This is a genomic window from Nocardiopsis sinuspersici (assembly GCF_001998325.1).
GTDB lineage: Bacteria > Actinomycetota > Actinomycetes > Streptosporangiales > Streptosporangiaceae > Nocardiopsis > Nocardiopsis sinuspersici.
In genome coordinates, this window is sequence record NZ_MCOK01000001.1 from 3,060,645 (window position 1) to 3,076,114 (window position 15,470).

At 72.4% G+C, this 15,470-nt stretch carries 11 protein-coding genes; 1 reads left to right on the forward strand and 10 read right to left on the reverse strand.

The features are described 5' to 3' along the window. Positions 1-107 precede the first annotated feature (107 nt). Complete coding sequence (locus NOSIN_RS13135) at positions 108-1,256, forward strand: mechanosensitive ion channel family protein (RefSeq protein ID WP_077691018.1); 1,149 nt, start codon at positions 108-110, stop codon at positions 1,254-1,256. 92 nt (positions 1,257-1,348) lie between these two features. Here the strand turns inward: NOSIN_RS13135 and NOSIN_RS13140 are convergent, their stop codons facing one another. The 10 genes from NOSIN_RS13140 to NOSIN_RS13185 form a co-directional block, all read right to left on the reverse strand. Further along, a complete protein-coding gene (locus NOSIN_RS13140; RefSeq protein ID WP_077691019.1) occupies positions 1,349-1,750 on the reverse strand; it encodes a Rieske (2Fe-2S) protein in 402 nt (133 codons plus the stop codon). A 134-nt stretch (positions 1,751-1,884) separates the two neighbouring features. Continuing rightward, complete coding sequence (uvrA, locus tag NOSIN_RS13145) at positions 1,885-4,719, reverse strand: excinuclease ABC subunit UvrA (protein WP_077691020.1); 2,835 nt, start codon at positions 4,717-4,719, stop codon at positions 1,885-1,887. Positions 4,720-5,050: 331 nt separating this feature from the next. Next, the gene (locus tag NOSIN_RS13150; protein ID WP_077691021.1) at positions 5,051-6,070 is read right to left on the reverse strand and encodes a TerC family protein; all 1,020 of its coding nucleotides are present in this window, start codon (positions 6,068-6,070) and stop codon (positions 5,051-5,053) included. 386 nt (positions 6,071-6,456) lie between these two features. Next, entirely contained in the window at positions 6,457-7,539 is a 1,083-nt protein-coding gene (locus tag NOSIN_RS13155) for a glycosyltransferase family 4 protein (protein ID WP_077691022.1), read from the reverse strand. Further along, positions 7,536-9,137 carry a murein biosynthesis integral membrane protein MurJ gene (gene murJ / locus NOSIN_RS13160; protein ID WP_236743362.1) on the reverse strand — a complete coding sequence of 534 codons (1,602 nt, stop codon included), beginning with the start codon at positions 9,135-9,137 and terminating at the stop codon, positions 7,536-7,538. The genes NOSIN_RS13155 and murJ overlap by 4 nt, the downstream gene beginning before the upstream one ends. 31 nt (positions 9,138-9,168) lie before the next feature. Beyond that, positions 9,169-10,125 (reverse strand): hypothetical protein, encoded by a 957-nt coding sequence (locus tag NOSIN_RS13165; protein ID WP_236743363.1) that lies wholly within the window; start codon positions 10,123-10,125, stop codon positions 9,169-9,171. Positions 10,126-10,130: 5 nt separating this feature from the next. Beyond that, positions 10,131-11,309: a copper transporter gene (locus NOSIN_RS13170; RefSeq protein ID WP_077691025.1), complete on the reverse strand. Its 1,179-nt coding sequence runs from the start codon at positions 11,307-11,309 to the stop codon at positions 10,131-10,133. Further along, entirely contained in the window at positions 11,306-12,478 is a 1,173-nt protein-coding gene (steA, locus tag NOSIN_RS13175) for a putative cytokinetic ring protein SteA (RefSeq protein ID WP_077691026.1), read from the reverse strand. The genes NOSIN_RS13170 and steA overlap by 4 nt, the downstream gene beginning before the upstream one ends. Positions 12,479-12,690: 212 nt before the next feature. Further along, on the reverse strand, positions 12,691-14,400 hold the full coding sequence (gene recN, locus NOSIN_RS13180; RefSeq protein ID WP_077691027.1) for a DNA repair protein RecN: 1,710 nt from the start codon (positions 14,398-14,400) through the stop codon (positions 12,691-12,693). A gap of 70 nt (positions 14,401-14,470) precedes the next feature. Next, positions 14,471-15,397: an NAD kinase gene (locus NOSIN_RS13185; RefSeq protein ID WP_077691028.1), complete on the reverse strand. Its 927-nt coding sequence runs from the start codon at positions 15,395-15,397 to the stop codon at positions 14,471-14,473. Positions 15,398-15,470 lie beyond the last annotated feature (73 nt).

Below are 15,470 nucleotides of genomic sequence, written 5' to 3' on the forward strand. Positions count from 1 at the left end.
GGGCTTCCGTTGCGTGCAAGGCAAACGTCACGATTACGTATCCGCATGGTCTAGGTTGGGCGAGGACATTTGGAACTTCCCGACATGGATGACAAGGGGGCCCTGCCGTGGACGCTCGACAATGGATCGCGATCGGCGTCGCCGTCGCGGTCGCGGTACTGCTGGTCTTCGCCGCGCGCTGGGTGCTCAAGCACAAGCTGGGCAGGGTCTGGCGGGTGTCCCGGTACCTGGTCGCGCGCACGACCTTCACGGCATACGGCGCGGCCGCCGTTATCGGTGTGAACCTTGCCCTGCCCAACCCGGGCAACGGCCCGAACGAGGTGGACTGGAGCACGTTCCGGACCATCGACCACGCGATGAGCATCCTGATGATCGCGACGCTGACGGCGCTGGGCATCAGTCTGGCCTACGCCGCCACGGACATGATCCTGGCGCGCCTGTCGATCGCCAACGGTGACGCCGACCGCAAGGCCAGGCGCATCCAGACCCAGGTACGGCTGCTGCGCAGGGTCATCACCTCGATCATCGTGGTCCTGGCGATCGCCTCCATCCTGTTCACCTTCGACGAGGTCCAGGCCCTCGGCGCCGGGCTGCTGGCCTCCGCGGGCGTCATCGGCATCGTCGCCGGTGTGGCCGCCCAGTCCACCCTGAGCAACCTGTTCGCCGGGCTGCAGCTGGCCTTCAGCGACGCGCTGCGCATCGGCGACGTGGTCGTGGTCGAGGGCGAGTGGGGCCGGGTCGAGGAGCTCAGCCTGGTCAACGTCACCATCAAGATCTGGGACGAGCGCCGCCTCGTGGTCCCGGTCGCCAACTTCACCACGACCAGCTTCGAGAACTGGACCAAGCAGAGCACGGCGATCACCGCCAAGGTGATGCTGCCGCTGGACTGGGAGGTTCCGATCGAGGAGCTGCGAGAGGAGACCGGGCGCCTGATCACCTCCAGCAAGCACTGGGACGGGCGCAGCTGGTCCTGCCAGGTCGTGGACATCACCGAGGCCGGCGACGTGATGGTGCGGGTGGTGGCCACCGCCGCCGACACGGGCAACCAGTGGGACATCGCCTGCCAGATCCGCGAGCACCTGATCGGCTGGCTGGTCGCCAACTACCCCGAGTCCCTGCCGCGCGACCGAACCCAGTTCCTCGCCCAGGACGACGGCGAGGCCTCCTACGCCTCCCGGTTCCCGACCTCGGCGTTTCGCCGCCACGAGCCCAACGGCGTCAGCGGCCCTCCCGGAGGCGACCCCGGCGAGGCCTGAGCCCCCTGAGGAACCCCGCCACACGACGTGAACGGCGCCCGGAGCGATTCGCTCCGGGCGCCGTTCGCGTGTGGCGGGCGGCGGACCGGCCCTCAGGACTCCGCGGCCGACTCCAGGACGATGTCGGTGCCGTCGACGGTCACGACGAACGACTCCAGCGGGTCCTGCGCCGGCCCGGTCACCGGCTCTCCCGTGGAGATGTCGAACTCGCTGCCGTGGCACAGGCAGCGGATGACCTCGTCCACCTCCTGGACGGTGCAGCCCCCGTGCGTGCACGCGGCGCCGAAAGCCCGGTAGTCGCCCTTCTCCGGCTGGGTGACGACCAGCTTGCTGTTGCTGAAGACGGTCCCGGCGCCCTCGGGGACGTCGGTGGTCTGTCCGACCACCTGGCCGTACCGGACCTCCTGAGCCCTGGGCTCCTCGCCGCCGCAGGCGCTCGCGGCCGTGACGGCCGCGGCCGCCCCCGCCGTCCCGAGCAGGCGGCGCCTGCTCATCCCGCACCCACACGTCTTCTTAGCGGCCACGACCAAACGCTCCTCACCTGCGCCGAAATATCACTACACAATGTAGTAGCCATGGCGGGGTGCCCGGTTCCGGGGTGCCCGGAGGGACTCCCCCGCCCCGGCCGTCAGAGCGTCTTGGCCAGGAACCGCCCGGTGTAGGACTCGGCCACCGCCGCGACCTCCTCGGGCGTGCCCTCGGCGACCACCCTGCCGCCGCCGGAGCCGCCCTCGGGCCCCATGTCGATGACGTGGTCGGCGGTCTTGATGACGTCGAGGTTGTGTTCGATGACGATCACCGTGTTGCCGCTGTCGGTCAGCCGGTCGAGCACGCCCAGGAGCTTGCGGATGTCCTCGAAGTGCAGGCCGGTGGTGGGCTCGTCGAGTACGTACACCGTCCGCCCGGTGGAGCGGCGCTGTAGCTCGGAGGCGAGCTTGACCCGCTGCGCCTCGCCGCCGGAGAGCGTGGTGGCGGGCTGGCCCAGCCGCACGTACCCCAGGCCGACGTCCGCCAGGGTCTGCAGGTGGCGGCGGATCGCGTTGATCGGCTCGAAGAACTCCAGGGCCTCGGAGATGGGCATGTCGAGCACCTCGGAGATGTTCTTGCCCTTGTACCGGACCTGGAGGGTCTCCCGGTTGTACCGGGCGCCGTGGCACACCTCGCAGGGCACGTAGACGTCGGGCAGGAACTGCATCTCGATCTTGAGCGTGCCGTCCCCGGCGCAGGCCTCGCAGCGTCCGCCCTTGACGTTGAAGGAGAACCGGCCGGGCATGTAGCCGCGCGTCTTGGCGTCGGTGGTCTGCGCGAACAGCTTGCGGACGTGGTCGAAGACCCCGGAGTAGGTGGCCGGGTTGGAGCGGGGGGTCCGCCCGATGGGGCTCTGGTCCACGTGCACGACCTTGTCGACCTTGCCCGTGCCGTTGACCCGCAGGTGGCGGCCGGGCACGTCGCGCGCCCCGTTGAGCTCCTTGGCCAGCGCCTTGTACAGGATCTCGTTGACCAGGGTGGACTTGCCCGAACCCGACACGCCGGTGACGGCGGTGAAGACGCCCAGCGGGAAGGTGACGTCGACGCCGTCGAGGTTGTTCTCGCGCGCGCCCCTGACCACCAGCTCGTGCCCCCGGGTGAGGGGACGCCGTGTGGCGGGCACCTCGATGCTGCGCCGTCCGGCCAGGTAGTCGCCGGTCAGCGACTCGGGGGAGGTGAGCAGCTCGTCCACGATCCCCGAGACCACGACGTGGCCGCCGTGCTCGCCCGCGCCGGGGCCGATGTCGACCACCCAGTCGGCGTTGCGGATGGTGTCCTCGTCGTGTTCGACGACGATGAGCGTGTTGCCGATGTCGCGCAGCCGCTGCAGGGTCTCCAGCAGGCGGGCGTTGTCGCGCTGGTGCAGGCCGATGGAGGGCTCGTCGAGCACGTAGAGCACGCCCACCAGGCCGGAGCCGATCTGGGTCGCCAGGCGGATGCGCTGGGCCTCGCCGCCGGAGAGCGATCCGGAGGAGCGGGCCAGGCTCAGGTAGTCCAGGCCCACGTCGAGCAGGAAGCCCATGCGGGCGTTGATCTCCTTGAGCACCTGCGCGGCGATGACCATGTCGCGCTCGGAGAGTCGGAGCTCGGCCAGGAAGGCCGCGCTCTCGCCGAGCGACATCTGGGCGACCTCGGCGATGGACCTGCCGCCCACGGTCACGGCCAGCATGACCGGCTTGAGACGGGTCCCCTCGCAGGTGGGGCAGGGCACCGTGCGCATGTACCCCTCCAGCCGCTCGCGACCGTAGTCGCTCTCGGTCTCGGAGTGGCGGCGCCTGACCCAGGGGATGACGCCCTCGAACTCGGTGTAGTAGGAGCGGTGGCGCCCGTACCGGTTGCGGTAGGAGACGTGGACCTGGGTGTCGTGCCCCTCCAGCAGGGCCTTGCGGGCGCGGCGCGGCAGCTTCTCCCAGGGGGTGTCCAGGTCGAAGCCCACGGCCTCGCCCACCGCCTTGAGGATGCGCTCCCAGTAGCCGCTGTTGGGTCCGCCCGACCAGGGGCCGATGGCCCCCTCGGCCAGGGTCCTCTCGGGGTCGGGGACCAGCAGGTCGGGGTCGACCTCCATGCGGGTGCCCAGGCCCGAGCAGGCGGGGCAGGCGCCGTAGGGGGCGTTGAAGGAGAAGGAGCGCGGTTCGAGCTGCTCGAAGGACAGGTCGTCGTAGGGGCAGTACAGGTGCTCGGAGAAGACCTTCTCGCGCTCGGGGTCGCCGGCCTCCACGTCCACGAAGTCCAGGACGATGGTGCCCCCCGCCAGCTTGAGGGCGGTCTCGACGGAGTCGGTCAGGCGCCCGCGCGCGGAGGGCTTGACCGCGAGGCGGTCCACGACCACGGCGATGTCGTGCTTGTCGTAGCGGCCCAGCTTGGGCGCCTCGTCCAGGCGCACGGCCCGCCCGTCCACGACGGCGCGGGTGTAGCCCTTGGACTGCAGGTCCTTGAAGAGCTCGACGTACTCGCCCTTGCGTCCGCGCACGACGGGGGCGAGCACCTGGAAGCGGGTGCCCTCCTCCATCTCCAGGACTCGGTCCACGATCTGCTGGGGGGTCTGCCGGGCGATCTCGCGGTGGCACTCCGGGCAGTGCGGAACTCCCACGCGGGCCCACAGCAGGCGCAGGTAGTCGTAGACCTCGGTGATGGTGCCGACGGTGGAGCGCGGGTTGCGGCTGGTGGACTTCTGGTCGATGGACACCGCCGGGGACAGGCCCTCGATGAAGTCCACGTCCGGCTTGTCCATCTGGCCCAGGAACTGGCGGGCGTAGGCCGACAGGGACTCGACGTAGCGCCGCTGCCCCTCGGCGAAGATCGTGTCGAAGGCCAGCGACGACTTGCCCGAGCCGGACAGGCCGGTGAACACGATCATGGAGTCGCGCGGCAGGTCCAGCGAGACGTCCTTGAGGTTGTGCTCTCGGGCTCCCCGGACTACCAGTTGTTCGACCATCGAGTGAGACATCCTTCGGCATTGGCGCACAGGAAGCGGACCTCGGCGCGCGGGCGTCGGCCGACCCGTGTGTGGCTTCGCGGTGTGGCGGTCGAAGGCCTCCCGGGAGCCGTCCCGGCCTCGGAGGCGGGCCGCTGAGGGGCGGGGAGAGGGCCGCGCGGTTCCCCGCCCGTCCAGACTAACGACCGCCGACGACGGTTTCTTCCACCTCGAAGAAGTGGTGGCACCCCGGCGCCGGAGCGCCGAAGTGCCACCACTATAGACGAACAGCCGTTCGAATACGGCCGTTTTGCGGATTGTCAGGGAACGGGCGGTTCGAACCGCCGTACGGTCAGGAGCGGTCGGCCGAGGGGTCCCTCTCCGACTTCAGCTCGGGGTGCTTGCGCTCGTCGGACCGGGACTTGAGCAGGCTGCCGACGACGGTGAGCGTCATGATGCCGAGGATGACGGTCAGCGACACGCCGATACCGATGTCGGGCACGTGCACGCCGTTCTCGTGCAGGGCGTGCAGGATCATCTTCGCGCCGATGAACACCATGATCGCCGACAGGCCCCAGCTGATGTAGGCCAGGCGGTCCATCAGGCCGGCCAGCAGGAAGTACAGCTGGCGCAGGCCCAGCAGGGCGAACGCGTTGGCGGTGAAGACGATGTAGGCGTCCTGGGTCAGGCCGAAGATCGCCGGGATGGAGTCGACGGCGAAGACCAGGTCGATCATGCCGATCGCGACGATGACCAGCAGCATCGGCGTGACGTGCCGCTTGCCGTCGAGCTTCACCGTGAGCTTGGCGCCGTGGTACTCGTCGGTCACCGGCCAAAAGCGCCTGACCAGCCGCACCGCCGGGGTCTGCGTGTAGTCCTCGTCCTCGTCGTCGCCCTTCACGTGGTCACGGACGATCTTGTAACCGGTGTAGATGAGGAAGGCGCCGAACAGGTAGAAGACCTCGCTCCAGGCGTTGATCACCTGGGCGCCGAGGACGATGAAGATACCGCGCATGACCAGCGCGATCACGATGCCGACGAGCAGGACCTCGTGCTGGTACTTCTTGGGCACCGCGAAGGAGCCCATCAGAAGGTAGAACACGAAGAGGTTGTCGATGCTCAGGCTCTTCTCGGTGACGAACCCGGCGAAGTACTCGGCGCCGGCGTTCCCGCCGCCGAAGTACCAGACACCGAAGCCGAACACGATGGCGATGCCGATGTAGAAGGCCGCCCACCAGGCGGCCTGCTTCATGCCGAACTCCTGGGGACCCTTCGTCTTGCTCCAGGGGTGGTCCACGATGATCAGGTCGATCGCCAGGATGACGACCATGGCGCCGATGGTGGCGGCCCAGAGCCACAGGGGAACATTCACGGACGGACTCTCCTCCGGTCAGTGCGTGCGGGCGAGGTGCGCGCACGTGGGACAACCGGAGGTCTCTCCCGCTCACACCGTCGTGCAGTGAGCCGACGGCGCCGGGAGAACGGCTCTGTTCTCCGTGATGACGACACCGTCGCGACAGGGATACTCCCCTCACGTGACAAGCAAGGATACCGGCAGGTCACCACGCACGGTGCACGCCGGGCCACAAGCAAGGATGTCATCGAACCCCCCTTGGCATAAGTCGCGGCGAAGGTGTTGTTCCTCGCACTCCGAGGACATCTCCCCCGATCCGCCGGGTCACGGCGGCCGGGCTTCCCCGGGCCGCCGTCCGGGAAACGGCCGGGCCCCGGACCGGACCCGCTCCTCCGCTACCCGGATCACCGCCTCAGTACCGACTTGTACACCCCGGTCGCCGCCTCCACCGCGTCGTCCTCGGTCGGCAGCGCCTTGGCCGCCTCGCGTGAGCGCTCCCGCATCTCCTCGGCCAGCGCGGGGTCGTCCAGTACCCGTCCCACCGCGGCGGCGAACGCCGCCGGGTCCCCGGGGGGCACCATCAGGACCGTCCCCGAGTACAGGTCCGGGATGCCGCCGACCCGGGTGGAGACCACCGGAAGCCCCGCGCGCAGCGCCTCCATGATCACCAGGGACGGCCCCTCCCACTGGCTGGTCAGGCAGAAGACGTCCGCGGCCGCCAGCAGGTCGGCCACGTCCGAGCGGTATCCCAACATGCGCACGTCGGCACGCATCTCCGCGGCCGTGTCGTGCAGACGCCCCCACAGGGGCCCGTCCCCGGCGATGGCCACCACCGGCTCGGGTCTGCGGTCGGCGATGGCGGGCGCCGCCTCCAACAGCATGTCCAGTCCCTTCTGCTCCGCCAGTCGTGCGACGGTCAGCAGCAGGGGCCGGTCGGTCCGCACCGCCAGGTCGGCCCGGGTGGCCTCGCGCCCGTTCAGCGGAGTACCGGTCTCGGGCGCGGCCACCACCGCCAACCGGGCGTCCCGGGCCCCGGCGGCGCGCAGCCGCCGCACCAGGTCGCCGGACACACCCAGCACCGCGTCCGCGCGGGCGGCCACGACCCGCTCCAGCACCGGGTAGGCCGCCGACAGGGGACCCCGGACCAGCGGCGGCGCGTTGTGCGCGGTCACCACCAGCGGTGCGGCGCCCGCCAGCGCGCACAGCGCACCGGCCCGCAGCCCGTGGGCGTGGACCACGTCCGCGCCCCGGGTCAGGGCACGCAGCCGCAGCACGGCACCGGGGTCGCCCACGGAGGGGGCCGCGCCGATCCGGACCGGGGAGAACCGCATCCCCGCCGAGGTGAAGCCGAACTCGCGCTCGGCCGAGGCCGGGCCGAGCACCGCCACCCGGTGGCCGCGCGCATGCAGGCCCGCGCCCAGCGAGCGCACGTGGCGCCCCACCCCTCCACTGCTGGTCCCCACGACCAGCGCGATCCTGCTGTTCACCGCTTCCCCCTCCTGTGTCCGAGTACGGTCCCGGCCCGGTTGGCGAGTGCCCGCACCGCCGACCGGTCCACCGCCGCCGCGACGGCCGCGTAGGCGGCCAGGGCCGCGGTGCCCGCAGCGGCGGCGACCGCCGCCGTCTGCCACACATCCCCCACGGGCAGGACCGCGACCACCGAGCGGCCCACGATCCAGCCGACCACACCACCGAGCACCGCCGCCACCACCGAGCGCGCGACCCCGTCCAACGCGTCGCGCCCGTGCGTACGCACCACCCCGGCGCACAGCAGGACGGCGGCCAGGGTCAGTCCGACCGTGCTGGCCGCTCCCAGTCCGGCGATGGTCCATCCCGGGGGCAGCGCCCACACCAGTGACGACGCGCACCCCGCCACCACCAGCCATCCCGTCACCTGGGCGGTGGCGGCCCGGCGGCCGCGGTGCGAGGCGTACAGGATCCGGCTGAGCAGGGCGACCAGGCCGAACCCGACCACCCCGGGCGCGTAGGCGAGCAGGGCGCGCTCCAGGGGCAGCGGGTCCTGCTGGGCGAAGACCAGGGCCACCGGCCCCGCGGCGGCGGCCAGGGCGGTGCCCACGGCTGCGGTGGCCACCACGCAGGCGCGTGCGCTGCCCGCGGCGAGGGAGGAGAACCCCCGCCGGTCGTGCTCGGCGTGTGCCACCGCCAGGGCGGTGAACGCGCTGGTGGCGATGGGGACCGCGATCACCCCGTAGGGCAGGGTGAACAGGGCCCAGGCGTAGGTGTAGAGCACGGCCGCGCCCGCGCCGCCGCCCCAGTTGGCCAGGGCCACCGACAGGAGCAGGCACACCTGCATGGCCACCAGCGGCAGCAGGGAGGCCGCCGCCAGCGAGCGCACCCGCCCGCCCACCCCGGGGGGGAAGGTCAGCCGGGGCCGGGGCCGCACGCGCAGCCGCCCGGCGGGGCCCAGGACCGTGAGGAAGAGCGCGGCCACCCCCGCGGTCGTGCCCAGGGACAGGGTGAGCTCGGCCGCCGTCGGCAGTCCCGCGACGTCCTGGCGGTGGTCGGCGCCCAGCGGCACGAAGGCCAGGTAGGCGGCGATGACCACGAGGCTGGACACCAGCGGGGCCAGGGCCGGCGCCAGGAAGCGGCGGTGGGCCTGCAGGACGCCGTAGAGCACGGCGGCCAGGCCGTAGAGGACGATCTGGGGGGCGAAGACCACGAGCATGCGGGCGGAGAGCGCGAGCAGCTCGTCCCGGTCGCATCCGGTACCCGCTCCGAGCATCAGCGACATCGCCGGAACGGAGGCCAGGGCGAGCAGCGCGGACAGGGGCACCGCCAGCAGCACCACCCAGGTGATGAGGGCCGAGGCGGTGTGGCGCACCTGCTCGCGGTCGTCGCGCTGTGCGGCGGCGGCCAGCACCGGGACGACCACGGCGGTGAGCGCCCCGCCGATGACGATCTCGAACAGGACGGCGGGCAGTTGGTTGGCGGTGACGTAGGCGGTGCCCAGACAGGTGTCGCCGACGGTCTGGGAGAACACCACGGTGCGCCCGAACCCCGCCAGGCGGGCCCCCACGGTGACCACCGCGATGAGCGCCGCCGCCGTACCCACACCTCGCGTCACCCCGTGAACGGTACGGGACACCGTGGCCGTCTCACTCGTGCCTGCCCCACCGGTCGATGCGGCGCAGGGCCGGAACGCGGTCGATGACGCGGGAGAAGCTGACACGCTCACTGGCCAGGGTCAGGGCGACCACCCCGCCCAGCAGGGCGGCGCGCAGCGGTCGCGGCGCCCTCGCCGCCGCGGCGGCGCCCAGGGCGGCTCCGAGGGCGTTGGCGCCCGCGTCGCCGAGCATGCAGCGCTCCGCGAGTTCGTCGGGCAACAGCACCGCCGAGGCCCCCACGACGGGGCCGAGCAGCGGTGCGGCCGGGGAGGCCAGGGCGGGGGCCGCGGCGAGCAGGGCGACCTTGGCCGCGCGGCCGGGGCGCAGGTCGAACAGGTTGAGCAGGTTGGCGCTGGCGGCGATGAGCGCCCCGTCCAGGAGGGTGTCCAGCGGGGAGCGGCGCAGCAGCGCGGCGGCGGCGATCCCGGTGGCGCCGATGCCCGCCACCTTGACCATGCCGGTGGTGACCCGTCCTCGCGCGAGCGCGCCCAGGTGTCCGCGCAGTCCGCGCGCCCGCGCGGAGCCCGCCAGGTCGTCGTAGACGCCGAAGGCGGCGGCGCCCGCCGCGGCCAGCGCGGAGGCGGCGCGCACGCGCGGATCCGGACCGGGCACGAGGACGGTGGCCGCGCACACCCCGCAGGCCAGGGCGGTGCCCTGGTGGAGGGTGACGGTGCGGCCGCGGAAGTTGGTGCGCTGCCAGCGGCCGGGGGACACGGTGCGCGCCGCGGGAGCGGGAGTCTCCGGGGCGCTGCGCGCCGCGGGGGCGGGAGTCTCCGGGGCACTGCGCGCCGCGGGGCGGCGCCCGCCGCCACCGTCCGGTACGGCGGAGCGGCGGGTGAGCAGGGCGTAGGCGGTGGAGGCCGCGGCCGCGCCGACCAGTGCGCCGGTCAGCCCCTGGGCCAGGAGGGGCACGAGGGAGAGGGCCGGGCGGGGGACGGGTGTCGTCACGGATGTCACTTCCCGTCCCGGTCGGCGCGGCGGGCCTCGTCGGCGCCGTCCCCGCCCCCTCCGTCTGAGGTCCTCCCGTCGGAGGACTCCTCGTCGGAGGACTCGATCCGCTCGGGCAGCGGGTCGGGCAGGAAGCCGCGGACCCCCTCGCCGATACCGTAGGCGCCCCCGTCCTCCTCCAGGTTCTCGGCCAGGGCCAGGATCGTGATGATCTCCCCCATGGGACGGGTGGCCACGTCCACCGTGGCGAACGCCGACTCCTCGGCGCGCGCCTGCGCGAGCATCCCGTCGCCCCGCGCGGAGGGGCCGTCCCCGGCCACGGCGACGGCGTCGACCTCCTCGTGCAGGGCGGAGGCGAGGGCGCCCAGCACGGCGTTGGCCGTCTTCGGGTCGTCGCCGCCGGGAGAGGCACCGGCCGCGGGCGCGACGACGAGCACGGCGTCGGCCGCCCCGGCGGGGTCGTCCTCGACCACGATCAGACCGCCCTCGGAGAAGGCCTCCAGGACGGCCGCGGGGTCGTAGCCGCTCCCCCCGTCGCCCCTGTCGTCCGACTCGGCGTCGGAGGCCCCGTCGGAGGCGTCGTCGGAAGCCCCGTCGGAAGCCCTGTCAGAAGCCCCGTCGGAGGCGGTCCCCGGCTCCCCGTCCCCGGACTCCGCGCCGTCCCCGGCACCGGTGTCCTCGTCCTCCTCGGTGGCGGCCAGCGCGCGGCCGATCTCGGCGCCCGCCTTCTCGTAGGGGCTGCCGGTGAGGTCCTCGGGCTGGTGGGCGATCTGCAGGGTCAGCTCGTCGACGAACGTGGCCTTCTCCCCCTCCAGGAACGCCTCGGTGATCTGGACCCGGCCGACGACCTCGCCGTCCGCCTCCTCCACGCGCTCGGCCAGGGCGTCGGCCATCTTCGGGTCGGCGCCGGGCGCGGCCACCACGGCCACGCCCAGGTCGGTGAGGAGGCCGTCGAGCATGTCCTTCGAGACCGCCTCGGCCATCTCGTCGGCGCCGGCGTTGACCTTGTCGGCGACGTCGCGCTCGGTGCGCAGTTCCTCGGTCTGGCCGCGCAGGTCGTCGGTCTCGGACTGCAGGGTGTTGAGCAGCGGGTCCTGGAGCATGGTGGTGCCCAGGACGAGTCCCACGGTGAGCGCGAGGAACACCGCGATGATGGACACCAGGTGATAGCGGAAATCGATCACGTCAACAGCCCCGTCAGCCAGTAGGAGAACGCGTCCCAGCGCGCCGCGAGAAAGGTGAGGTAGACCTGGCCCGCCGGTGAGCTGTAGGCGGCGACCACGATGGTGAGCAGGCAGGCGGCGACCAGGCCGAGCAGCGCCCAGGGGGAGATGCGCGCGCGGTACAGGCGGCTGACGCCCTTGGCGTCGACGAGCTTGCCCCCCACCCGCAGACGGGTCAGGAAGGTGCTGGCCATCCCCGAACGGCCCTTGTCGAGGAACTCCTCCAGGGTGGCGTGGGTGCCCACCGCCACGATGAGCGCGGCGCCCGCACCGTCGGCGAGCATCATCGCCACGTCCTCGCTGGTACCGGTCGCCGGGAAGACGACCGCGTTGTGCCCCAGGTCGGTGAGTCTGGGCAGGCCCGGCGCACGTCCGTCCCGGTAGGCGTGCACGACCAGTTCGGCTCCGCTGGCGAGCGCGTGGTCGGACACCGAGTCGAAGTCGCCGACGATGATGTCGGGCCGGTACCCCGCCTCCATGACCGCGTCCGCCCCGCCGTCCACGGCGATGATGACCGGGCGGAACTCCCGGATGTAGGGCCGCAGGGCCGCGAGGTCCTCCCGGTAGTGGTAGCCGCGGACCACGATGAGGACGTGGCGGCCCTCGACGTCGGTCTCGATGGCGGGGATCCCGATGCCGTCCAGGAGCAGGTCCCGCTCGTGCTGGAGGTAGGCCATGGTGTTGGCCGCGAAGGCCTCCAACTGGATGGCGAGCCCGGCCCGGGCGTCGGCCATGGCGGCACTGACGGTCACGGTGTCCTGGAGGGTGCCGCGGGCGACGACCTCTTCGCCGCGGTACAGGGTGGCGCCCTCCAGGCGGAGCCGCTCGCCGTCGCGGACCCGGGTGAACACCTCCGGGTCGACGTCGTCGACCAGGGGGATGCCCGCCTCGACGATCATCTCCGGCCCCTGGTTGGGGTAGCGGCCGCTGATACTCGTGGCGACGTTGACCACCGCGGAAACACCGCAGCCCACCAGGGCCTCGGCGCTGACGCGGTCCAGGTCGACGTGGTCGATGACCGCGATGTCGCCCGGTCGCAGGCGTTTGGTCAGGTTCTTGGTACGCCGGTCCGAGCGGACGGGCGCGACCAGCCCTGTGGGAGCGTCCGCACGGGTGCGGCGGAACCGCATGACTGTGGCGCTGAGCGCATCCGATACCTTCATCGCTGGCATACTGTCAGAACTCTACTACAGAGAGTTATAACACCTGTGAGGTCGGCGTGTTCGCGGGCGAGGCCATCGCCTCCGCCCCACACGAGGCGCCGACGGCGGCCCTGCCTCGGGCCCTACCCCGGAACGCCGCCGTGTCACACACCCGTCACGGACGGCAGCGTCGCCCCAGGTCAGGCGGCCGGGTAGGCGCGCTCGGGGTCGGCGTTGGTGAGCAGCTCCTCGGCGTGGGCGCGGCCCAGCTCGGAGTTCTCCATGCCCGCCAGCATCCGCGACAGCTCACGGACCCGGCCCGCGCGGTCCAGCCGCACCACACCGCTCTCGATGACCAGTCCCTCGGTGGACTTCTCCACCACCAGGTGGGCGTCGGCGAAGGCCGCGACCTGCGGCAGGTGGGTGACCACGATGACCTGGGCGCGCTGGGCCAGGCGGGCCAGGCGGCGGCCGATCTCCACCGCGGCCTTGCCGCCCACGCCGGCGTCGACCTCGTCGAAGACGAAGGTGGGCACCGGGTCGGAACCGGCGAAGACCACCTCGATGGCCAGCATCACGCGCGAGAGCTCACCGCCGGAGGCACCCTTGTGCAGGGCCAGCGGCGGGGCGCTGGGGTGCGGGGCCAGCAGCAGCTCGACCTCGTCGCGGCCGTACTGGCCGAACTCCTCGCCCGTGGTGATCCGCACGCTCACGCGGGCGTGGGGCATGGCCAGCGCGGTCAGCTCCTCGGTGACCGCGCCGCCGAAGCGCTCGGCCGCCTCGGTCCGGATACGGGTCAGCTCGGTGGCGGCCTGTTCCATGCGCTCGTGCAGCTCGTCGGCCTCGGCGCGCAGCTCGTCGATGCGCTCGTCGTCGCCCTCCAGGTCGGTCAGCCGCTTGGCCGCGTTCTCGGCCCAGGCCAGCACCTCGTCAGTACTCCCGCCGTACTTGCGCGAGAGCGAGGTGAGCAGCGCGCGGCGCTCCTGGATCTCGGCCAGGCGCGCCGGGTCGGCGTCCACGGACTCGGCGTAGGAGGCCAGTTCGGTGGCGGCGTCGGCGAGGATGTAGGACGCCTCGTCCAGGCGGTCGCCGATCTGGCCCAGTTCGGAGTCGTGCTCGCGCACCGCCGCCACGGCCTGCCGGGCCGCCGCGAGCAGGGCGGCCACGTCGATCTCCACGTCCGAGGCCGGGTCCCCGGCCAGCGCCTCGTGCGCGGTGGTGGCCGCCATGCGCAGGCTGTCGGCGTGTGCCAGCCTCGTCTCCTCGGCCAGCAGCTCGGCGTCCTCACCGGGCTGGGGCTCGGCGGCGGCGATCTCCTCCACCCCGAACCGGAGCATGTCGGCCTCCTGGGCGCGCTCGCGCGCCCGCTGCACCAGCTCCTCCAGCTCCTCCGACACCTCGCGGTGGCGCCGGTAGGCCACCGTGTACTGCTTGAGCGTCCTCAACAGCTGGTCGCCGGCGAAGCGGTCCAGGGAGGAGCGCTGACGGTCGGTGCGCAGCAGGCGCTGCTGGTCGGACTGGCCGTGCACCGCCACCAGGTCGTCGGCCAGGTAGGCGAGCAGGCTCACCGGTGCGGAGCGCCCGCCCATGGTGGCGCGTGAGCGGCCCTCGGCCGAGACGGCGCGCGTGAGGATGAGGACGTTGTCGTCGATGTCGCCGCCGGCCTCCAGCACCCGGGCGGCCACCCGGCCCCCTGGGGGCACGGTCAGCCTTCCCTCGACCACCGCCCGGTCGGCGCCGGGGCGCACGCGCTGGGGATCGGCACGACCGCCGAAGAGCAGTCCGAGCCCGGTGACGACCATGGTCTTTCCCGCGCCGGTCTCACCGGTGACGACGGTCAGACCCGGTGACAACTCCAAAACGGCGTCGTCAATGACCCCGAGTCCCTGGATACGGACTTCTTCGAGCACCGATCCCTCTCCTGTAGTTGACGCCACTCCTCCACACGTACCCGCACGGCGTACCGGCACCCGGCCCCGGTCAGCGGCCGTGCTCGCTCCGACCCCGCCAGCCCGCGACCGGCAGCCCGAACTTGGCCACCAGCCGGTCGGTGAACGGCGCCCGGTGCAGCCGGGCCAGCCGAACCGGCGTATCGGCACGGGTGATCTCGATTCGTGCCCCGGCGGGCAATTCGACCATACGCCGTCCGTCGCACCAGAGCACGCCCGGCGCCGTGTCCGGGACCACCTCCAGGGCCACCGTGGCCCGGGGGCCCACCACCATGGGCCGGGCGAACAGGGCGTGCGCGCTGATCGGCACGACCAGCAGCGCGTCCACGTCCGGCCACACGACGGGGCCGCCCGCGGAGAAGGCGTGCGCCGTCGACCCCGTGGGGGTCGCGCACACCACCCCGTCGCAGGCCCACCGCGACAGCGGACGGCCGTCGATCTCCAGGACGGTCTCCAGGATGCGGCGCGCCTCACCCTTCTCCAGGGTCGCGTCGTTGAGCGCCCAGGTCCGCACGGGCGGGGCCGAGTCACCGCGGCCCCCGTTGAAGACCGCCACGTCCAGGGTCATGCGCTCCTCGACGTCGTAGTCGCGGTTGACGACGTTGCGCACGGTCTCGCCGAGGTCCTCGCGCTCGGCCTCCGCGAGGAAGCCGACGTGGCCCAGGTTCACCCCAAGCAGGGGCACCCCGGCCGGGCGCGCCGTCTCGGCGGCCCGCAACAGGGTGCCGTCGCCGCCGAGCACCATGACCAGCTCGGCGCCGTCGGCGGCCCCGCCCTGGGCGACGACCTCGATCGGGGAGAGCGTGCACCCCTCCGCCGCCAGTTCCTCGACCTCGTTCTTGAGCATGCGCACGGTCAGGCCGGCGCGGCTGAGGCTCTCGTGGACCAGCTGTGCGCTGCGTACCGCCGCGGGCCGACCGGTGTGGGCCAGCAGGAGAACACTGCGTCCGCTGGTCATCGCCGTCCCCTTACGTTCGCTCCCCGACGGGAAGTCTGAGTGCTGGCCGGAGGCGTTCGCCGACCCGGCCGGG

Excerpts from the sequence above, each read along its gene's own strand:
- NOSIN_RS13140 (WP_077691019.1), bottom strand. The coding sequence starts at position 1,750 with ATGAGCAGGCGCCGCCTGCTCGGGACGGCGGGGGCGGCCGCGGCCGTC.
- uvrA (WP_077691020.1), bottom strand. The coding sequence starts at position 4,719 with ATGGTCGAACAACTGGTAGTCCGGGGAGCCCGAGAGCACAACCTCAAG.
- steA (WP_077691026.1), bottom strand. The coding sequence starts at position 12,478 with ATGCGGTTCCGCCGCACCCGTGCGGACGCTCCCACAGGGCTGGTCGCG.
- NOSIN_RS13185 (WP_077691028.1), bottom strand. The coding sequence starts at position 15,397 with ATGACCAGCGGACGCAGTGTTCTCCTGCTGGCCCACACCGGTCGGCCC.